The sequence below is a fragment of the Actinomadura rugatobispora genome (assembly GCF_055379765.1).
Window position 1 is genome coordinate 5,374,854 of the sequence record NZ_AP029191.1, and the last position, 17,997, is coordinate 5,392,850.

Below are 17,997 nucleotides of genomic sequence, written 5' to 3' on the forward strand. Positions count from 1 at the left end.
GCGTTTCTCCGGAATGATCCCGTCGTAATCGGGATTCGTCCGGAAAAGAGGTTAAGTCGGGTTTTGGCGGGTGTTTTGTGAAGGGCAACCCTGCCGTTCCAGCCAGGTCAGCGCCTCGTCCACCGTGCCCACCGTCGGAGCGTCCGGCGCCGGCGGCCGGTCGACCATCACCACCGGCACCCCGAGCCGCCGCGCGGCGGTCAGCTTGGCGGCCGTCATCGCACCGCCGCTGTCCTTGGTGACCAGCACGTCCACCCGGTGCTCGCGCATCAGCGCCAGCTCGCCGTCCACGCTGAACGGCCCGCGCCCCGGCACCGCCAGCGTCCGCGGCGGCAGCGGCGGCCCCGGCGGGTCCACCGAGCGCACCAGGAAGAAGCGGCGGGCGTCCCCGGCGAACGCCGCCAGATCCGTGCGGCCGACAGTGAGGAAGACCCGCTCGCCGGGAAGGCGCGCCGCGGCCTCCGCCAGGGACGGCACGCGCCGCCAGTCGTCGCCGGGCCCCTCCGTCCAGCCGGGGCGCCGCACGACCAGCAGCGGCACGCCCGCGCGCCCGGCCGCCGCGACCGCCGACGCCGTGATCGCGGACGCGAACGGGTGCGTGGCGTCGATCACCGCGCCGATCCGCTCCGCGTCCAGCCAGGCCGCCAGCCCGTCCGCGCCGCCGAACCCGCCGACCCGCGTCGCCCCCGGCGGCAGCGCGGGATCGGCGACCCGCCCCGCCAGCGAGGTGACCGCCTCGACGCCCCGTCGGCCGGCCAGCAGCCCCGCCAGCCGGCGGGCCTCACCGGTCCCGCCGAGCACCAGCACACGCACAGGGTGCATGTTAGGTGCGTGAGTTCTCTTCGGTACGGGTGGACGACCGGCGCGTGCGCCACCGCGGCGACCAAGGCGGCCCACACGGCGCTGCTGACCGGCGAGTTCCCCGACCCGGTCGAGATCACGCTGCCGCGCGGGCAGCGGCCCGCGTTCGCGCTGGCCGTGGAGGAGCTGGCGGACGGCGCCGCGACGGCCGGGATCGTCAAGGACGCCGGGGACGATCCCGACGTCACGCACGGCGCGCTGGTCCGCGCCACCGTCCGGCACGGCGCCCCCGGCACCGGCGTGGTGTTCCGGGCGGGGCCGGGCGTCGGCACCGTCACCCGTCCCGGCCTGCCGCTGGAGGTGGGCGAGCCCGCGATCAACCCGGTGCCGCGGCGGATGATGCGGGAGGTGCTCGGGGACGCCGACGCGATCGTGGAGATCTCCGTGGACGGCGGCGCGGAGCTGGCCCGCCGCACCTGGAACCCGCGGCTGGGCATCCTCGGCGGCCTGTCGATCCTCGGCACCACCGGCGTCGTCGTGCCGTACTCGTGCTCGGCCTGGATCGACAGCATCCGGCGCGGCGTGGACGTGGCCCGCGCCGCCGGGCGCGAGCACGTGGCGGGCGCGACGGGCAGCACGTCCGAGCGGGTCGTGGCCGAGCTGCACGGCCTGCCCGAGGACGCGCTGCTGGACATGGGCGACTTCGCGGGCGCGGTGCTGAAGTACCTGCGCCGCCACCCGGTCCCCCGGCTCACCGTCGCCGGCGGCATCGGCAAGATCGCCAAGCTGGCGGCCGGGCATCTGGACCTGCACTCCAAGCGCTCTCAGGTGGACTTCGCCCTGCTGGCCGGTCTGCTACAGGACGCGGGCGGCGACGCCGGGCTCGCCGCCAGGGTGCGGGAGGCCAACACCGCGCTGGACGCGCTCCGGATCTGCGCGGAGGCCGGGCTGCCGTTGGGCGACCTGGTCGCCGCCCGCGCCCGCGATGTGGCCCTGGACGTGCTGCGCGGCGCCCCGGTCGAGGTGGACGTCGTCGTCATCGACCGGGCCGGCACGATCGTAGGCCGCGCCTGAGACCCAGGGCCTTTCTCGAGGTGACCTGAGATACCGCGCGAGCGCGATGCCGCGCTCGCCAAGGCCGGGTTAGGAGCGAGCCGCCAGGCGAGCAACGTAGGCCGGGACTTTTCGACGTGACCTGAGGTACCGCGCGAGCGCGTTACCTGGCCGGTGGTGCGAAGCCGGAGGCGAGCGCCACCGGCCAGATCGCGGAGCGATGCCGCGCTCGCCAAAGGCCCGGTTAGGGGCGAGCCGCCAGGCGAGCCCCGTGGGCCGGGACTTCAAACAACACAGCCCACTGGATGACGGGCATCTGCGGGCGCCAGCCGGTGAAGCCGCCGATCGGGGCGGCCCGGTCGACCGCGATCCGGGTCAGGTCGCCGCCCAGCCTCCGATGCGCCTCCAGCACGGCCCGCTCGCCCTCCACGGTGACCGTGTTGACCACCAGCCGGCCGCCGGGACGGCGCAGCGCCGCCCAGCAGGTCTCGATCAGGCCGGGGGCGGTCACCCCGCCGCCCACGAAGATCGCGTCCGGCGGGTCGAGGCCCGCCAGGGCGTCCGGGGCGGTGCCGGTGACCACCCGCAGCGCCGGGACGCCGAGCGCCGCGGCGTTGGCGGCGGCGCGGGCGGCCCGCTCAGGGTCGGCCTCCACCGCGACCGCGCGGCACCGTGGATGGGCGCGCATCCACTCGATCGCGACGCTGCCCGCGCCCGCGCCGACGTCCCACAGCAGCTCTCCGGCGGCGGGCGCCAGCCGGGCCAGGGTGATCGCCCTGACCTCGCGCTTGGTGAGCTGGCCGTCGTGGTCGTAGGCGTCGTCCGGCAGGCCGGGGACGGCGCCGCCGTGCGCCGCCGCGCCGAGATCGCCCATGGCGCAACCGTACTCGCGGGGGTGACGCCGCGGCCGTCGTGGGGCACGGTAGGGATGCGACCAAGCGCATGCTTGGTAGTTGCTCGGTGTGGAAGGGGTTCGGGATGCGGACGTTCCGGTTCGGCGCGGTGGTCCGGCTGGCGGGCACGCGGCGGGAGTGGGTCGGCAAGGCACGGCGGCTGGAGGACGCGGGCTTCGACGTGATGCTCGTGCCCGACCACATCGTCGGGCCCCGGTTCGGCCCGATCGCGGCGATGATGGCCGCCGCCGACGCCACCACCCGGCTGCGGGTCGGCACGATGGTGTTCGCCAACGACTTCCGGCATCCCGTCCTGCTGGCCAAGGAGGCCGCCACGCTCGACGTCCTTTCGGAAGGACGCCTGGAGTTGGGCATCGGAACGGGATGGCTCGCCCAGGACTACCGCGGCGCGGGTCTCACCCTGGACGAACCACGCGTACGCCTGGGCCGCCTACGCGAAGGTCTCGCCGTCCTCAAGGGCGCCTGGGGCGAGGGGCCCTTCTCCTACGAAGGCGAGCACTACCGCGTCCACGACCTGGAACAGGAGCCCAGCCCCCTGCAACGGCCGCATCCGCCGATCCTCATCGGCGGCGGCGGCCCCACCATGCTCCGCCTGGCCGCGCGGGAGGCCGACATCGTCAACCTGACCATGCGGACGCTCCCCGACGGCTCCGGCCCGGACCCGTCCGACGGCGGCGCCGAGGCGTTCGTCCGGAAGATCGCCCTGCTGCGGGAGGCGGCCGGGCCCAGGTTCGACCGGATCGAGATCGGCACCAGCGTCATGCGGGTCGGCGACGGCGGGCCCCGCGCCGCGTGGAGCGCCGCCGACACCTCGCGTCAGGGGGACACGCCGCAGGTCCTGACCGGCGACGTCACCGCCATGGCCGACAAGCTGCGCCGCTGGCGGGACGAGCAGGGCATGTCCTACTTCGTCCTGCACCGCGAGACCGACCTCGGCGCCTTCGCCCCCGTCGTCGCCAAGCTCGCCGGCTCCTGACCGCCGGCGGTCAGCGCGGCTCGACGAACTGCACGTCGAGCGTGATCTGGACGACCTCGCCGAGGACCCCGGGCGCGAACCCGAGCCCGAAGTCGCTCCGGCGGATCTTCCCCTTCGCCTCGAACCCGGCGTGCCGCCGCCCGTCGACGGCCGACTCCTCGACCCCGCCGAACTCCACCTCCAGCGCCAGCGGCCGGGTCACCTCCCCGATGGTCAGCTCCCCGTCGAGCGTCCAGTCCTCGCCCTCGCCCTCGATCCGGGTCGAGCGGAACGCCATCCGCGGCCGCCGCTCGACGTCCAGCATGTCGGGCGCCAGCACGTGCGCGTCCCGGTCGGGGTTCCCGGTGTCGATCGAGGCGAGGTCGACGGTGGCGGTGATCGAGGACGCGTCGAGGGTCTCCCCCACGACGAGTTCGGCGTCCACGCGGGTGAACCGCCCCCGCACCTTGGAGATCCCGAGATGGCGGATGGAGAACCCGGCGGAGGAGTGGAAGGGGTCGATCTCCCAGCGTCCGGCGATGAGCGGGAGCGTCGTGTTCGTGTTCGTCGTGTTCGTCGTCATGCCGGAGACCCTGCCGACCGGCGGCGGCCGGAGGAAGGCCGCGTGAATGATGGCCCTCTCAGGGCCACGCTACGGGCGCGCGGCGCGGGTAATCTCCAGGCCGTGAGCGACAATCCGCTTGGCGAGTACCTGCGCGGCCGCCGCGAGGCCGTCACCCCCGCCGACGTGGGGCTGCCCGCCGGCACCCGCCGCCGCACGCCCGGTCTGCGCCGCGCCGAGCTGGCCACCCTCGCCGGGATCAGCGTCGAGTACCTGACCCGGCTGGAGCAGGGCCGCGACCGCAACCCGTCGGTCCAGGTCCTGGCCGCCCTCGCCGACGCGCTGCGGCTGCCCCCCGACGAGCGCTTCCTCCTGCGCCGCCTCGCCAAGGCCGCCGAGGGCGCCTCCGCGTTCCCCTGCCCGGCCTCCACGCCGCCGGTGCACACCGTCCGGCCGACCGTGCGGGCGCTGCTCGACCGGCTCGAACCCGCCCCGGCCGTCCTGCTCAACCGGCTGAGCGACGTGCTCGCCCACACCACCGGCTTCGACCACCTCGCCCGCCCGGCCGGGATCCTGGACGGGGAGCGGCCCAACCTGCTCCGCTACCTGTTCACCGACGCCCGCGCCAGGACGGTCTACCCCGACTGGGAACGCGTCGCGGACGAGCACATCGCCCGGCTCAAGAGCGAGTCCTGCCCCGACGATCCCCACCTGGTCCACCTCAACGACGACCTGACCGTCATCGCGGGCGCCCCGTTCACCCGCAGGATCGCGTCGGTGAGCCCCCTCCCGAGCCACACCGGGGACGAGCGCTTCGCGCACCCGGAGGCGGGGGAGCTGCGGCTGTCGTACGAGACGCTGTCGGTCGCCGACGGCCAGCGGCTGCTGGTCTACCTGCCCGCCGACGACGCCACCGCCGCCGCCCTCGACCGCCTGAGCGGGCTGCGTCCCGGGGCCCTCCACGCCGTGGACGCCGTCCGCGCCGTCCACGCCTCCTGACCGCTGCGGAAAAGGACTGCTCGCCATTCGGAAAGCAATTCCGGGTAAATGTGAGAACGCGGGATTCCCGCCGCCCCCCAAGGCGCTCAGGAAGGCAGCCGGATGATGGACATCGGCGCCGACGTGGTGTCCGCGAGCTCGGCGCATCGGCCATGGGGCGTATCGGCGCACGGCGCCGTCACGCCCGCCCCCAGCCGCACCGCCTCCGAGGCGCACGCGTCGCAGTCGGCGACCGCGAAACAGGGGATCCAGCGCGCCGGGACCCCGTCGTCCTCGGGCGATCCGGGGCCGCTGTGCGCCAGGCTGGCCACCGGGCGGCCCGCCATCCGCCACAGGTAGGAGGTGTCTCCGGTCACGCCCCGGAACTCGGCCGGCTCCTTCCAGCCCAGGACGTGGCCGTAGAAGTCCTGGGCGGCCTCGGTGTCACGGCAGGCCAGCTCCACCCAGCACACGGTGTTCGCCTCGTCCACGACCGTGCTGCCGTGCAGCTGGCCCGGCTCCCACAGGCCGAACCCCGCGCCCTCGGTGTCGACGGCGAGCGCCATCCGGCCCATCCGCCCCAGCGCGAGCCCGTCGACGAACACCTGCCCGCCGGCCTCGCGGATCGCCGCGGCCGTCTCCGCCACGTCGTCCACGGTGAAATAGCACGTCCAGGTGGAGGACAGCGAGTCGTCGGCGAGCGGGGTCAGCCCGGCGACCTCGGAGCCGCCGAGCGTGAAGATCTCGTACTCGCCCGTCACCGCGTCGACCAGCGTGTAGGAGTCCCAGCCGAACAGCGCGCGGTAGAACGCCCTCGACGCCCCGACGTCCGGGCTGTTCAGCTCCACCCAGCTCGGCGTCCCCGGCTCGTGCGACGTGATCTGCGGCATTGCGACCTCCTCGCCCGCGTCCCGTGCGGCTCCCTTCGGCTCCTGCCTCGCACCGGACGGCGGCCCGGTCGTGTCCTGCACCCCACCGTACGACCGGCCGTGATAAACGATCACGTTCGGGCGGGCTGATATTTCCCAAGAAATCCCCCCTACCGGAAAATTCAGTAACCCCGCCGTCGGCTTTTTATCGCGCGCTTACATCCCCGCCGAGCGCGCGGCCGATGCGCTCGCGGAATGAATTCGGGACGGTCAGAGCAGCAGCCCCATGTAGTACTCGTCGACGTCCGCCCCGTCGACCCGGAGCGCGGCACGGCGCAGCCCCTCGACCTGGAAGCCGCAGCGGGTGTAGAGCGCCAGGGCGGCCCGGTTGTGGGTCATCACGGTGAGTTCGAGGCGCCGCAGATCCCGCTCGCGCGCCTGGCGGACGGTGGCGTCCAGCAGAGCCCGGCCCACCCCCCGCCCGGTGTGCGAGGCGCGCACCCCCACCACCAGCTGCCCGCGGTGCCAGGCCCGCGCGTACGGCAGCACCGCCACCCCGACGTACCCGACCAGGCGCCGTCCCTCGGCCGCCACCACCCGGAACGACAGGCTCGGCAGCGCCTCCCGCCGCTCGCGCTCGCCGGGCTCCAGCATCATGAACCTGGTCTCGTGGTCGAGGGCCATGCGCAGCTCCAGCAGCGGGCCGTCGTCGTCCGCCCCGGCGAGCCTGATGTGCGGGCCCCGGGGCGGCCCGTCCTCGGCACTGGTGGTCATGATCCCCCGACGTCGCGGAACGGGCACCGAGCGTAGCGCGCCGCGCCTTCCGCGTGCGTGCCGTGCGCGCGACGCGGACGGGAGATCACGTCGCGGGCGCGTCCCGCGCCTTCGGGGCGTCCGCGCGCGGCCCCTCGATGTGGCGGCGGACGAGGGCGGCGTGCGACAGCGGGCTGGAGAGATCACCGACATCGCCGTTGGTGCCGTAGTCGAGCAGCACGACGTCGCCCTCGGACCCCAGACGGGCCAGCTCGGCGACCAGATCGGCCGCGCGGTGCTCCAGAACCCACCGGTAGGACGGCAGGTAGATCTCCCGGCGGGCCCGCTCGTACGGGAGCAGCTCCGCCCCGGCCAGGCCCCGGCGATGCCCCCGGACCTCCCCGTACTTGCGGACGGTCCGCTTGATCCCCTTCATCGAGGTGATCGCCAGCCTGCCGGGGTCGACGTCCTCGTCCGCGAAGACCTTGAGCGCCTGCCAGATCCCCTCCACCGACCAGGAGGTCACCCCCGGCGTGAACGGCACCGGGATGCCGCCGTGCGGGTAGAACGGGCTGAGCCGGACCCAGGGCTCCTCCGCGCGGGACGTCACGTCCACGATCAGCGCGCCCGGATGGGCGGCCTCGATCGAGGCCCGGGCCCGCCGCCGGCTCGCCACATGGATCGCCATCGGCCCACCACCTCCCTGGAAGCGCAGGCCAGGCAGTCTGCCGCACGCCACCGACATTCGGGACGCCCCAGCGAGGGGCTCAGGGCAGGAGGCCGCGGATGAAGCCGGCCTGACCGGCATGCTGCAGGTCGTCCGACACGACGCTGACGAGCCGCACCCCCAGCGTGACCGGGGGATCCCAGGACCGGTCCACGATCCGCTCCAGATCGGCGTCACCCAGGGTCTCCACATAGGCGACCGTCTGCTCGTGCACGGCGTCGTGGTAGCCGGTCAGCAACTCCCACGAGTCGACCCTGACCGCCTCCACCTGCTCGCTGGAGTGGCCGTATCCCGTCTGGGCCGGGCCGAACGGCAGCCCGAACCGTTCGTCCCACCCCTTGGCCGTCCACACCTGCGGCACCGCCGCGGCCTCGGCGATGTGGTCGTCCTGGATCCGGGTGAGATGCCACACCAGCCAGGCGATGGAGTTGGCCTCCCCGTTCACCCGGTGGGCCAGCTGCTCGGGCGTGAGGCCGCCGACGGCCCGGTGGACGATCTCCCTGATCCTGCCGAACGCGTCGACGAGCAAGTCCGCACTGGTCATTCCTCCGACGCTAGCGCGCCCCGTCCGCCGCGGGTTCACGTGATCACCAAGTTCGGAGCCGGAAGCGGCTTGACCTTGACGCCGGTGTCAAGGGGTAGCGTCGTGGACGGCCACGGATCAGGGAGGGCCGATGCGGATCGGGGAGCTCGCCGAGCGGGCCGGTGTCAGCACGCGCGCGCTGCGCTACTACGAGCAGCAGGGACTGCTCGCGGCGCGGCGCTCGAACAACGGCTACCGGCAGTACGAGGAGTCCGACCTGCGGCTCGTCCAGGAGATCCGCTCGCTGCTGGCGGCCGGCTTCACGCTGGAGGACGCCCGGCCCTTCGTCGACTGCCTGCGGGCGGGCAACGAGGCGGGGGCGGCCTGCCCGGAGTCCCGGGCCGTCTACCGGCGTCGGCTCGCCGAGATCGACGCGGAGATCCGCGCACTGGTCGGGCTGCGGGCCGAGGTGGCCGATCAGCTGGCGCGCGCCTGCCCGGGCTGCGCGCTCCTCCCGGAGGACCTGAATGATCACGTTGACCAGCGAGAACTTCGACGAGCGGGTGCTGAACGCCGACCGGCCGGTGCTGGTCGAGTTCTGGGCCGACTGGTGCCCCCCGTGCAAGATGATCGCGCCGATCCTCGAGGAGATCGCCGCCGAGTACCGTGACCGGCTCACCGTCGGCAAGATCAACGGGGACGAGCACACGGACATCGTGACGCGGTACGGCGTCATGGGCTTCCCGACCATGAACCTCTACCGGGACGGCGAGGTCGTCCACCGCATCGTGGGCGCCCGCTCCAAGCGCCGCCTCCTGGCCGAACTGGCCGACCACTTCTGAGACTCCGCGCCCAGCGCCTTTCAGGGTCCCCGGTGGGTGTGGTGGCGGACGAGGGCCGCCCGTTCGGGGGAGAACCGCGCGATGATCTGGCGGACGCGCGTCTCGGCCAGCGGGCCCAGCGAGTCGTACAGCTCGGCGAAGATCTCGTGCGCGCGGCGCCGCGGCCAGTCGGCCGGGAGCAGTTCCTCGGGCAGCAGGGGGTCGACGCCGGGGAAGTGCATCCAGTCGTACATGAGCCCCGTGCGGGAGAGCAGGGCCTCGGCCGTGCCCACGGCCCCCTCCCGCGCGCGGCCCAGCAGCGGCTCCCATTCGGCGATGAACTCGTCGTAGCCCGCGCGGATCGTTCCGAGGTCCCAGGCGTCCAAGGGGGCGGTGCCCTGGGGGACGCCCGGCGGGATCCGGGCGGTCATGACGACGTAGGTCCGTATCCCAAGCTCGGAGAGGAACCGCCCGGCCTCCTCCTCCCTTTCATGGGGTGAGACCCAGACGCCGTCGAAGAGCGGCGCGAAACCGAGCCACCGCAGCCGCGCCCGGACCGCGCGCCGGACGTTCCGCTGGTCCTCGGGCATCGAGAAGGCCACCGTGCGCCACTGCCCGTCCCAAGTGGGCGGGGCGCCGCCGAACAGGATGGCGCTGCGCGTCGCGTGGCCGAGCCTGACCTCCACCGGGGCTCGGCGGGTCACCCCATAGCCGGTGTGCCGACCCGTCCTGGACGACTCCAGCACACCCCTCCGCGCCAGCCGGTTGAGCGCCGCGCGGGCGGCGGCCGGTGAGATGCCGAACTCCCCGAGGAGCGCGACGAGCGCGGCCGACGGCAGGTGGTCGTGCAGCCCGTACCAGTAGTCGCCCAGCAGGGTGAGGAGCAGGTGCTGCGGCTGCGGGCCGCTCCGCATCCGCGGGAGGCGGATCTCCCCGTCCGGTGCGTCCTCCGGCCCGGCGGTCGTCGCGCGCGTACCCGTCACACCGCCCGAGTCTAGGACCGGGCGGGCACCGGCACCGACCGGACGTACGGCGATTCGGTGTACGTACGGCCTTCGGGCTGCCGTATGTCCAGCTGTCTGTGAGGCGTCCAAGGCCGTCTTTCAACGGATTGGTGCCGTCCCCACTCCTGCGGCCGGGCCATTGATGCCCGCCGTTCCTCTTGCGACAGTTCAACGTGCGCGCGCCCCTGAAAGTGCAATGCGACGACACGGCGGGGAGCCGACCCGCCTCCCCGCTCCTCCCCCCACCCCCACATCGAGGAGACCGCACCATGAACCTCCGACGGTTCGTCCGGCGGCTGGCCAAGGCGAGCATCGTCTTCGGGCTGGCCGGCGCGCTGCTCCACGTCCCGGTCGCGCCCGCCCACGCGGCGCCCGGCGGCACGGGCCCCTATCCCGCCGACTACGAGACCAGCCTCCGGCTCCGGGACCACACCATCTACCGGCCGAACACCATCCCCGCCGGCCTCACACTGCCGATCGTGGCCTGGGGCAACGGCGCGTGCCGTGCCGACGGCACCTGGTTCGAGAACATCCTCAAGGAGTTCGCCTCGCACGGCTTCCTGGTCATCGCCAACGGGCGGCCGGGCGGCTTCGGCCAGACCGACGCCGACATGCTCACCGAGGCCGTCGACTGGGCCATCGCCGAGAACGGCCGGGTCGGCAGCAAGTACCGCGGCAAGATCGACACCGGCAGGGTCGCGGTGATGGGGCAGTCCTGCGGCGGCATCGAGGCGTACGAGGTGTCCAGCAGGGACAGCCGGGTGACCACCACCGGCATCTTCAACAGCGGCCTCATGAGCGCCGCCGACAAGCCCATGCTGTCCCGGCTCCGCGCCCCCGTCGGCTACTTCATCGGCGGCCCGTCCGACATCGCCTACCAGAACGCCATGGACGACTGGCGGCGGCTCCCCTCCGCCCTGCCGGCCTTCATGGGCAACCTCGACGTCGGCCACTTCGCCACCTACGACCAGCCCAACGGCGGCGAGTTCGGCCGCGTCGGCTCCGCCTGGATCAAGTGGCAGCTCAAGGGCGACGCCGCGGCCAAGAGCCTGTTCGTGGGCCCGAACTGTGGCCTGTGCAGCACCGACTGGGACGTCCTGCAGAAGAACCTGAGCTGAGGAGACCGACCCTCGTCCCCCTTCCCCCAGAAAGGGAATCTGTATGACCTCCCCGTCCCCCCGCCACCCGCGCCGACGACGCAGGACGGTCGCCACGCTGATCGCCTCCCTGGCCGGGATCGCGATGTCGGCCGTGCTCGCGGTCACCCCCGTCCAGGCCACCGCCGACGTGGAACCCGTCGTGCCCACCCGCGACGGAGCCGTACGCGGCGTCTCCAACACGAACGGGACCGCCTTCCTCGGCATCCCCTACGCGGCGCCGCCCGTGGGCGCGCTGCGCTGGAAACCGCCCGCGCCGTCCGCCCCCTGGAAGGGCGTGCGGGACGGCGGCAAACCGGGCAACCCCTGCATGCAGACAGGATCGAAGACGCCCTGGGGCGACCTCGCCGGCCCCGGCACGCCCAGCGAGGACTGCCTCTATCTCAACGTGCACGTCCCGTCCAAGCGTCCCGTGAAACCGCGGCCCGTCATGGTCTGGTTCCACGGCGGCGGCTACACCATCGGCTCGGGCACCTTCTACGACGGCGGCGCCCTCGCCGAGCGCGGCGACGTCGTGGTCGTCACCCTGAACTACCGGCTGGGCGCCTTCGGCTACATGGCGCATCCGGGGCTGTCCGGCGAATCCCGCACCGGCTCCTCGGGCAACTACGGCCTGCTCGACCAGCAGGCCGCGCTGCGCTGGGTCAGGGCCAACATCGGCGCGTTCGGCGGCAACCCCGCCAACGTCACGGCGTTCGGCGAGTCCGCGGGCGGCGGCAGCGTCTGCCAGAACCTGATCTCGCCCACCGCACGGGGGCTGTTCCACCGCGCCGTGGCCCAGTCCGGCTGCGCCTTCCCGACGCCGTCGCTGCAGACCGCCGAGGCCGCCGGTGAACGCTTCGCCACCGGGCTCGGCTGCTCCGACGCGGCCTGCCTGCGCGGCAAACCCGCCGACCAGATCCAGGCCGCCGGCGCCGACCCGTCCGCGGGCCGCCTCCCCTGGACGCCCATCGAGGACGGCGTCGTGATCCGCGACCAGGTCATGGACGCCTTCCGCACCGGGGACCTTCCGCGCATCCCGGTCGTCCAGGGCACCACCCGCGACGAGGGCCGCCTCACGGTCGCGACGATGTACGACCTGGCCGGGCGCAGGCTCACCGCCGAGGAGTACCCGGCGGCCGTGCGGCGGGCCTTCCCGTCCAACGCCGAACGGGTCCTGGAGCGCTACCCGCTGCCGGAGTCCGGGACTCCGGCCGAGGCGCTCGGCGCGATCTTCACGGACGCGCAGTTCTCCTGCCCGTCGCACGCGTCCACGACCCTGCTGGCGCGGCACACCAGGGCGTACGGCTACGAGTTCAACGACCCGCACGCCATGGACTACCTCGGGCTGCCACTGAGCTTCCCGCTCGGCGCGCCGCACGGCTCGGAGCTCCGGTACGTCTTCGGCGGCGTGAGCGGGACGCCCCAGCAGAACGCGCTGTCGGACCGGATGCTGTCGTACTGGGCCACGTTCGCCCGTACCGGCGACCCGAACAGCGCGGGCGCCCCGGCCTGGCAGAGGTTCCCGCAAGTGCAGAACCTGGCCCCTGAGGGAACCGGCCCCATCACGACCTTCCCCCAGGACCACAAGTGCGACCTGTGGACCCAACCAACCGTCCCCTGAGCCGCCCCTAGCCCGCGAGGCCCGGAACCAGCCAGGTTCCGGGCCTCGCGGCCGTCCACTGGACGCTCCTACAGCCAGCCTGCCTCGTCGGCGATGCGCGCTGCGTCCACCCGGTTGCGCGCGCCCAGCTTGGTGACCGCCGACGCCAGGTAGTTCCGCACGGTGCCGTAGGACAGGTGGATCTCCGCGGCGATCTCCGCCGCCGATGCACCGGTCGCATGGCGCCGGAGGACCTCCGCCTCCCGCGGCGAGAGCGGGTTGTCGGCGGCCTCCAGCGCGGCCAGCGCCAACTCCGGGTCGATCACGCGGTGCCCCGCGGCCACCCGCCGCACCGCGTCGATCAGCTCCCGCGACGGGGCGTCCTTGACGAGGAAACCGGACACGTGCGCGGCGAGCGCGCGGCGGAGCGTGCCCGGCCCGCCCCTCCCGGTCAGGACCAGCGTGCGGCAGCGCGGCAGCCGCTCGTGCAGCTCGGCGGCGGCGGTGAGCCCGTCGGTGCCGGGCAGATCGATGTCGATCAGCGCGACGTCCGGCTCGTGCCGGAGCGCCGCGGGCAGGATGTCCGCGCCGCACGCGAGCTCGGCGACGACCTTCAGGTCGTCCTCCAGATCCAGCAGGGAGACCAGGGTGTCGCGCAGGATGCGCATGTCCTCGGCGATGAGAACCTGGATCATCTGCCCCTCCCCGAGACGCCCTGCGCCGGCCCTACCCAATTAAGCAGCGCGGCATCGGGCAGTGCCAGGGCACAACTGTCCGCGGCGTCACGACCGGCGCGAGCGGACCACCCGCGCGGCGCCGAACACGAGGACCAGACCGGCCAGCCCGAGGAGGAGCGGGCGCAGGAGCAGCGTCCACGGCCACCCGGGACCCGACAGCCCCACCCCCGCGACCGGGTATTCGAGGATCTTCGCCGCCCACCGCGCCGTGGGGACGTCCATCGTCGAGGCCACGTCCCGCAGCCCCGCGTCGAACGCGAAGCCCGGCCGGTCCTGCAGGTACTTCACGGGCACGCCGGCGCGGCGCGCGGCCGCGGCGACACCCGGATCCGGCCTCGCCGCCGCACCGGCGCCGGGGACCAGCAGCCGGTCGACGCGGTCCGCCGCCTCCGCCACACCCGCCCGCGGGACGAACGTCAAACCGTGCCGCGACCGGATCGCGGCGGTCCCCACCGCGAGGGTCCGCGCGGCCATCGAGTGCTCGGCGTACGGATCGAACGCCGCGGCCAGCTCGATCTCCCCGACCCCGTTCGTGAGCACCACCCCCACGGTGGGGGCGTCCCAGCGGAAGCCGACATTGAGCGTGTGCAGGACGGCGTCGCCGACGGTCAGCTTGGAATCGGGAAGTGTCGCGGCCTTCCCGGGGGAGTAGTGCCGCCAGCCGATCGTCCGCGCGGCCGCCGTCGCGGCCTCGTCGCCCAGGAGCCGCTCCACCACGCGCAGCGACCCGTCCACCGCCGACAGCAGCCCGCCCGTCGAGATCACGTTCCCGTCGTCGACGTAGCGGATCCCGCGCCGCCAGTTCACCTCCGGGTGGTCCTGCTCGAACCCGGAGATGCGGTACCAGTGCGAAGTCGCGTCCCGGCCGTCCAGCAGCCCGGCCTCGGCCAGCACCTCCGCGCCCGTGCACACGCTCAGCAGCAGCCCGCGGCTCGCGGTGTCCCGGACCCACGCGGTCACGGCGGGCTCGGAGTCCGCCATGGCCGGCACGACGGTGACGTCCGGCGCCGAACCGCCCAGCCGCCGTCCCAGCTCCGCGAAGTCGAGGTCGGGGACCAGGTCCAGCCCGCCCAGCAGCGGCACCGCGCGCCGCGCGGGCGCGACGGTGTACACGTTGAACGCGCGCGTGGCCGCCAGCACCTCGTAGGAGACGAGCGCGTCGGCGATGTTGGCGCCCTCGTTGCCGACGACGACCGCGACCGTCCGTTTCGCGGGATCGTGCGCCGGCGGCGCCGCCGCGACCGTGGTGGCCTCCGGCCTCGTGTACTGGCTCGCCTCGTACGACCGCGATCCGGCGAGGTACACCGGTGCCGGGAGGAGGGCGAGCGCGAGCACCACGACCATCGCCCGTCCGGCCACCCGCACGACCCGGTCGCCCCGCCCGTGGTGGACGGCCCTGTACTCGTCCCGGCGGCGGAGCATCGCGACCAGCATCGCCGGCAGCATCAGGACGTGCAGCAGCATCATCACCGCGTCACCAGAGATGACGCCCGCCCACAGCAGCGGCAGCAGCACGACGAGCGGCGCGCACATCGCCGCCGTCATCTCCAGCGTGCCCGCCCAGCCGTGGCCGCGGTAGCGCATCCACGCCACCATGCCCACCGACATGGCGAACGCCATCTCCAGCGAGCCGGCCGTCGGATGGTCGGCGTGCGAGTAGTCGACGACCAGGCCGACGGCGCCCCCGACGACCAGCATCCCGGCCAGCATCGCCAGCACCATTTCCAGGTAGTGACCCGCGAAGCGCCACCAGCTCCCGCGCGCACCGCCGCTCTCCGGCGAGCCGGAGGCCCGTTCGTCACGTTCCAACTCGGTGGGATTCATCCCGGCGGCTCCCGGCTCGGCAATGGACTACCGAAATTCTGAGCCGACCCGCCGGACGCGACCAGTAACAGACCGCACCACCTCCCCATGCGATCCGCACAGGCTCACCGTGCGAAACGCACCGGCTCACCGTGCGGAACGCACTAGGCCGGTCTCATGCGGAGGATCGCCGAACCGTCGTCGGCCGAGACCACCGTGATGAAGAGTCCGTTGGCCGTGATGCGCGAACCCTCGACGGCCGTCCAGCTCGTGCTCGACGTCACGGACGAGTCGCCGTCCCCCGAGGCGTAACCGCCCCCGCCCAGGTCCAGGCAGCGGTCGTCGGGACCGCAGACCCGTACGGAGGTCGACTCGACCGCACCGGAATTCCGCACGGTGAACGACACGGAATCACCCTTCTCCGGCTTGACCTCCAAGGTGTCCAGCTTGAATTTCGCCGGATCCACCGGAAGCTTCGCCGGGCCGGTCACCTTCACCTCGCACGTACCGTCCTGGCACGCGGCCAGATTGGTACCGTCCGCGGCCGTGCGCGGTTCCGCGGTCGTGCTGGTGCGGTCCGGGGCCGTGCGCGGTTCCGCCCCTCCGCAACCGGCAACGAGCAGGACCGCGACACCGGCCACCAGAACGCCGAGCGGCGAGTGCGTCGCCATGGGCGCCTCCATCGCTTCTCTCAACAACACCGACGACCGGACGCTAAACCGAGTGCCCCGGGACCGGTCCCAAGAGTCAACTGCTCCTGCGGGGGAGCAGGAACACCGCCGCGACGAGCGCCCCGGACACCGCCTGCGCGACCAGAGACGGGCCGAGCGCGTGCGGCTGGGCCCACAAGGCCGACAGCACCGGGACGCAGCCGAGCGCGGCCAGGTCCACCCCGGTCACCGCCCAGAGCATCGGAGCACTGACCATGGCACCGCCGGGAATCGGGACGAGCGGCATCGAATAGTCGACCGGGCCCCGCCGCGCCATCCGCAGCGCGCCGGCGGCCAGAGCGGGCGCGGCCGCGGGGCCGAACAGCCACCACGGGCCCGCGCCGAGAGCGCCGACCACGACGAGCCCCGTCAGCGCGAGGGAGAGCCAGGCGCCGCCCACCAGCGCGGGCAGCAGAGCACGCGCCGCCAGGGCGGCCCGGACGCCGACACCCGACAGCCGCACCAAGCTCGGATCGTCCACGTCCCGCCGCGCACCCGCCGTGCACGCCGCGGCCGCTGCGAAGGCCCCCACCGCCACCACCGCCACCGTGACGACCGTGATGCCGCCCCCGGCCCGCGCCGTCAGCACCGGGAGCACGACACCGGCGGCGAGCAACGCCCACCGCCCCGGACGGCGCGCCAGCCGCCGCCAGTCGGACCAGGCCAGCACCAGCGCGCCCGGAAACCGCCGCGGCCACGGACGCGACCGCAGCCTCCGGCGGCGCCAATGCTCGTCCTCGGCGATCCAGCTCAACGCCGAAGGATCCACAAGGAACGCCGCCGTGACCACCCGCCCCGCACGCGTCGAGGCGTCCAGGATGCTCCGCGCGGGGACGCGTTCGAGCGCCGCCCACGCCAGCCGCACCAGCACCGCGGCGACGGCGGCCGCGGGCACCCCGGCGAGCGAAGCCGGCGGACCGGTTCCCAGCACCGCCGCGAGCACCGCCAGCACCACCAGCGCGACGATCACCCCCAGCAGCCACACGTCCCACGCCGGGGACGCCTGCGCCAGCACCGCCACCGCCATCCCGCCGACCGTCGCCGAGATCCCCGTGACCCCGGCCGTGAGCACCCGCAGCGCGAACTGGTCGCGGACGCCGACCGCCGACAGCCCGCCCACAGCCAGAATCAGCCCGGACGCCAAAGCGACCGCGACCAGGACGCCGACCGTCCTCCGCAGCACCCCGCGCCGGGGAAGCGGCGACAGCACCCGCCACGCCGCGTCCGCGGCCGAGGTCGCGACCGGACCGAACCTGCGAACCAGCGCGAGATACCCCGCGTAAGCCAGCAGGACCAGCGCGACGCCCGCGCCGACCCTGGACGGGTCCACCGGCCGCGCCAGGCTCGACAGCACCGCCCCCAGCATCGGCAGGAGCAGCATCGCCACGGTCGCGAACGCGAAGGCGGCGCTGTACCGGTCCGTCCAGGTCCTCACGACGCCCGCAGCCTCAGCTCACGGGCACCGGTGGCCGCCACCAGATCCGGATCGTGCGTCGCCATCACCACGGTGCCGCCCTCCCGCGCGTACCCGGCCAGCGTCGCCGCCAGCCGCGTCCGGAACGCCGGGTCCAGCCCGCGCTCCGGCTCGTCCAGCAGAAGCAGCCTGCTCGGCCTGATCAGCGACATGGCCAGCGACAACCGCTGCCGCTGGCCCGTGGACATCGCCGTCGGCACCCGGTCGGCCGCCTCGTCCAGCCCGAACGCCGCCAGCGCCGCACCGACCTCCATCCGCGCCGCGCCGTGCACCGAGGGCATCAGCTCCAGATGCTCGCGCACCGTCAGCCCCGGATACCAGGCGGGCTCGTCCTCCAGCAGAACGACGTCGCGCCAGAACCCCGGCTCGTCCACCGGAGGCCGGGCGAACACCGCGATATCCCCCGACACCCCGCCCTGGAGCCCGGCCAGGCACCGCAGCAGCGTCGACTTGCCCGCCCCGTTCTCCCCGGTGACGGCCACGATCTCGCCCCGGCCCACACGGAGCCCGACACCCGCGAGTACCTGGCCGCCCCCGAGCTCGACTCCCACATCCCGAGCCTCGACGATCATCC

General features: G+C 73.7%; 19 protein-coding genes and 1 pseudogene. 7 read left to right on the forward strand and 13 right to left on the reverse strand.

Features of this window, described 5'->3' with window-relative positions; genetic code table 11:
- Nucleotides 1-51 precede the first annotated feature (51 nt).
- The gene (locus ACZ466_RS23865) at nucleotides 52-813 is read right to left on the reverse strand and encodes a cobalt-precorrin-6A reductase (RefSeq protein WP_378286182.1); all 762 of its coding nucleotides are present in this window, start codon (nucleotides 811-813) and stop codon (nucleotides 52-54) included.
- Nucleotides 814-831: 18 nt separating this feature from the next.
- Between ACZ466_RS23865 and ACZ466_RS23870 the strand changes: the two genes are divergently transcribed.
- A complete protein-coding gene (locus ACZ466_RS23870; protein ID WP_378286183.1) occupies nucleotides 832-1,875 on the forward strand; it encodes a cobalt-precorrin-5B (C(1))-methyltransferase in 1,044 nt (347 codons plus the stop codon).
- A 223-nt stretch (nucleotides 1,876-2,098) separates the two neighbouring features.
- Here the strand turns inward: ACZ466_RS23870 and cbiT are convergent.
- Nucleotides 2,099-2,692 (reverse strand): annotated as a pseudogene (cbiT, locus tag ACZ466_RS23875) (precorrin-6Y C5,15-methyltransferase (decarboxylating) subunit CbiT); the annotation flags it as partial.
- 140 nt (nucleotides 2,693-2,832) lie between these two features.
- Here cbiT and ACZ466_RS23880 point away from each other — a divergent pair.
- Nucleotides 2,833-3,744, forward strand: coding sequence for a TIGR03621 family F420-dependent LLM class oxidoreductase (locus tag ACZ466_RS23880; protein ID WP_378286184.1), 912 nt, complete (start codon nucleotides 2,833-2,835; stop codon nucleotides 3,742-3,744).
- A 10-nt stretch (nucleotides 3,745-3,754) separates the two neighbouring features.
- Here the strand turns inward: ACZ466_RS23880 and ACZ466_RS23885 are convergent, their stop codons facing one another.
- Complete coding sequence (locus ACZ466_RS23885; protein WP_378286185.1) at nucleotides 3,755-4,306, reverse strand: YceI family protein; 552 nt, start codon at nucleotides 4,304-4,306, stop codon at nucleotides 3,755-3,757.
- Nucleotides 4,307-4,408: 102 nt separating this feature from the next.
- On the opposite strand from ACZ466_RS23885, the gene ACZ466_RS23890 reads away from it, so the two are divergent.
- On the forward strand, nucleotides 4,409-5,284 hold the full coding sequence (locus ACZ466_RS23890) for a helix-turn-helix domain-containing protein (RefSeq protein ID WP_378286186.1): 876 nt from the start codon (nucleotides 4,409-4,411) through the stop codon (nucleotides 5,282-5,284).
- Nucleotides 5,285-5,370: 86 nt separating this feature from the next.
- Here ACZ466_RS23890 and ACZ466_RS23895 read toward each other — a convergent pair whose 3' ends face one another.
- From ACZ466_RS23895 to ACZ466_RS23910, 4 genes are all read right to left on the reverse strand, one after another.
- Nucleotides 5,371-6,153 (reverse strand): VOC family protein, encoded by a 783-nt coding sequence (locus ACZ466_RS23895; protein WP_378286187.1) that lies wholly within the window; start codon nucleotides 6,151-6,153, stop codon nucleotides 5,371-5,373.
- 249 nt (nucleotides 6,154-6,402) lie between these two features.
- Complete coding sequence (locus ACZ466_RS23900; protein WP_378286188.1) at nucleotides 6,403-6,906, reverse strand: GNAT family N-acetyltransferase; 504 nt, start codon at nucleotides 6,904-6,906, stop codon at nucleotides 6,403-6,405.
- An 85-nt stretch (nucleotides 6,907-6,991) separates the two neighbouring features.
- The gene (locus ACZ466_RS23905) at nucleotides 6,992-7,573 is read right to left on the reverse strand and encodes a DUF6939 family protein (protein ID WP_378286189.1); all 582 of its coding nucleotides are present in this window, start codon (nucleotides 7,571-7,573) and stop codon (nucleotides 6,992-6,994) included.
- 79 nt (nucleotides 7,574-7,652) lie between these two features.
- Nucleotides 7,653-8,156, reverse strand: coding sequence for a mycothiol transferase (locus ACZ466_RS23910; protein WP_378286190.1), 504 nt, complete (start codon nucleotides 8,154-8,156; stop codon nucleotides 7,653-7,655).
- Nucleotides 8,157-8,286: 130 nt separating this feature from the next.
- Here ACZ466_RS23910 and ACZ466_RS23915 point away from each other — a divergent pair, with 130 nt between their 5' ends.
- Both ACZ466_RS23915 and ACZ466_RS23920 read left to right on the forward strand, forming a co-directional pair.
- Nucleotides 8,287-8,805 carry a MerR family transcriptional regulator gene (locus ACZ466_RS23915; RefSeq protein WP_378286191.1) on the forward strand — a complete coding sequence of 173 codons (519 nt, stop codon included), beginning with the start codon at nucleotides 8,287-8,289 and terminating at the stop codon, nucleotides 8,803-8,805.
- Nucleotides 8,720-8,977, forward strand: coding sequence for a thioredoxin family protein (locus ACZ466_RS23920; protein WP_378286192.1), 258 nt, complete (start codon nucleotides 8,720-8,722; stop codon nucleotides 8,975-8,977). The genes ACZ466_RS23915 and ACZ466_RS23920 overlap by 86 nt, the downstream gene beginning before the upstream one ends.
- A 20-nt stretch (nucleotides 8,978-8,997) precedes the next feature.
- Here the strand turns inward: ACZ466_RS23920 and ACZ466_RS23925 are convergent, their stop codons facing one another.
- A complete protein-coding gene (locus ACZ466_RS23925; protein WP_378286193.1) occupies nucleotides 8,998-9,939 on the reverse strand; it encodes a PaaX family transcriptional regulator in 942 nt (313 codons plus the stop codon).
- Between the two features lie 290 nt (nucleotides 9,940-10,229).
- Here ACZ466_RS23925 and ACZ466_RS23930 point away from each other — a divergent pair, with 290 nt between their 5' ends.
- Together ACZ466_RS23930 and ACZ466_RS23935 are read left to right on the forward strand one after the other, a co-directional pair.
- On the forward strand, nucleotides 10,230-11,078 hold the full coding sequence (locus ACZ466_RS23930; RefSeq protein WP_378286194.1) for a poly(ethylene terephthalate) hydrolase family protein: 849 nt from the start codon (nucleotides 10,230-10,232) through the stop codon (nucleotides 11,076-11,078).
- A 43-nt stretch (nucleotides 11,079-11,121) separates the two neighbouring features.
- On the forward strand, nucleotides 11,122-12,720 hold the full coding sequence (locus ACZ466_RS23935) for a carboxylesterase/lipase family protein (RefSeq protein ID WP_378286195.1): 1,599 nt from the start codon (nucleotides 11,122-11,124) through the stop codon (nucleotides 12,718-12,720).
- 68 nt (nucleotides 12,721-12,788) lie between these two features.
- Here the strand turns inward: ACZ466_RS23935 and ACZ466_RS23940 are convergent, their stop codons facing one another.
- The 5 genes from ACZ466_RS23940 to ACZ466_RS23960 all read right to left on the reverse strand — a co-directional run bounded on the left by ACZ466_RS23940 (nucleotide 12,789) and on the right by ACZ466_RS23960 (nucleotide 17,995).
- Complete coding sequence (locus tag ACZ466_RS23940) at nucleotides 12,789-13,394, reverse strand: response regulator transcription factor (RefSeq protein ID WP_378286196.1); 606 nt, start codon at nucleotides 13,392-13,394, stop codon at nucleotides 12,789-12,791.
- A gap of 87 nt (nucleotides 13,395-13,481) precedes the next feature.
- Nucleotides 13,482-15,260 (reverse strand): DJ-1/PfpI family protein, encoded by a 1,779-nt coding sequence (locus ACZ466_RS23945; protein ID WP_378286197.1) that lies wholly within the window; start codon nucleotides 15,258-15,260, stop codon nucleotides 13,482-13,484.
- 143 nt (nucleotides 15,261-15,403) lie between these two features.
- Nucleotides 15,404-15,910: a hypothetical protein gene (locus tag ACZ466_RS23950; RefSeq protein WP_378286198.1), complete on the reverse strand. Its 507-nt coding sequence runs from the start codon at nucleotides 15,908-15,910 to the stop codon at nucleotides 15,404-15,406.
- 76 nt (nucleotides 15,911-15,986) lie between these two features.
- Complete coding sequence (locus ACZ466_RS23955; RefSeq protein ID WP_378286199.1) at nucleotides 15,987-17,384, reverse strand: DUF6297 family protein; 1,398 nt, start codon at nucleotides 17,382-17,384, stop codon at nucleotides 15,987-15,989.
- Nucleotides 17,381-17,995, reverse strand: coding sequence for an ABC transporter ATP-binding protein (locus tag ACZ466_RS23960; RefSeq protein ID WP_378286200.1), 615 nt, complete (start codon nucleotides 17,993-17,995; stop codon nucleotides 17,381-17,383). The genes ACZ466_RS23955 and ACZ466_RS23960 overlap by 4 nt, the downstream gene beginning before the upstream one ends.
- Nucleotides 17,996-17,997: the final 2 nt, after the last annotated feature.

Excerpts from the sequence above, each read along its gene's own strand:
- ACZ466_RS23880 (WP_378286184.1), top strand. The coding sequence starts at position 2,833 with ATGCGGACGTTCCGGTTCGGCGCGGTGGTCCGGCTGGCGGGCACGCGG.
- ACZ466_RS23885 (WP_378286185.1), bottom strand. The coding sequence starts at position 4,306 with ATGACGACGAACACGACGAACACGAACACGACGCTCCCGCTCATCGCC.
- ACZ466_RS23895 (WP_378286187.1), bottom strand. The coding sequence starts at position 6,153 with ATGCCGCAGATCACGTCGCACGAGCCGGGGACGCCGAGCTGGGTGGAG.
- ACZ466_RS23900 (WP_378286188.1), bottom strand. The coding sequence starts at position 6,906 with ATGACCACCAGTGCCGAGGACGGGCCGCCCCGGGGCCCGCACATCAGG.
- ACZ466_RS23905 (WP_378286189.1), bottom strand. The coding sequence starts at position 7,573 with ATGGCGATCCATGTGGCGAGCCGGCGGCGGGCCCGGGCCTCGATCGAG.
- ACZ466_RS23910 (WP_378286190.1), bottom strand. The coding sequence starts at position 8,156 with ATGACCAGTGCGGACTTGCTCGTCGACGCGTTCGGCAGGATCAGGGAG.
- ACZ466_RS23915 (WP_378286191.1), top strand. The coding sequence starts at position 8,287 with ATGCGGATCGGGGAGCTCGCCGAGCGGGCCGGTGTCAGCACGCGCGCG.
- ACZ466_RS23930 (WP_378286194.1), top strand. The coding sequence starts at position 10,230 with ATGAACCTCCGACGGTTCGTCCGGCGGCTGGCCAAGGCGAGCATCGTC.
- ACZ466_RS23935 (WP_378286195.1), top strand. The coding sequence starts at position 11,122 with ATGACCTCCCCGTCCCCCCGCCACCCGCGCCGACGACGCAGGACGGTC.
- ACZ466_RS23940 (WP_378286196.1), bottom strand. The coding sequence starts at position 13,394 with ATGATCCAGGTTCTCATCGCCGAGGACATGCGCATCCTGCGCGACACC.
- ACZ466_RS23945 (WP_378286197.1), bottom strand. The coding sequence starts at position 15,260 with ATGAATCCCACCGAGTTGGAACGTGACGAACGGGCCTCCGGCTCGCCG.
- ACZ466_RS23950 (WP_378286198.1), bottom strand. The coding sequence starts at position 15,910 with ATGGCGACGCACTCGCCGCTCGGCGTTCTGGTGGCCGGTGTCGCGGTC.
- ACZ466_RS23960 (WP_378286200.1), bottom strand. The coding sequence starts at position 17,995 with ATGATCGTCGAGGCTCGGGATGTGGGAGTCGAGCTCGGGGGCGGCCAG.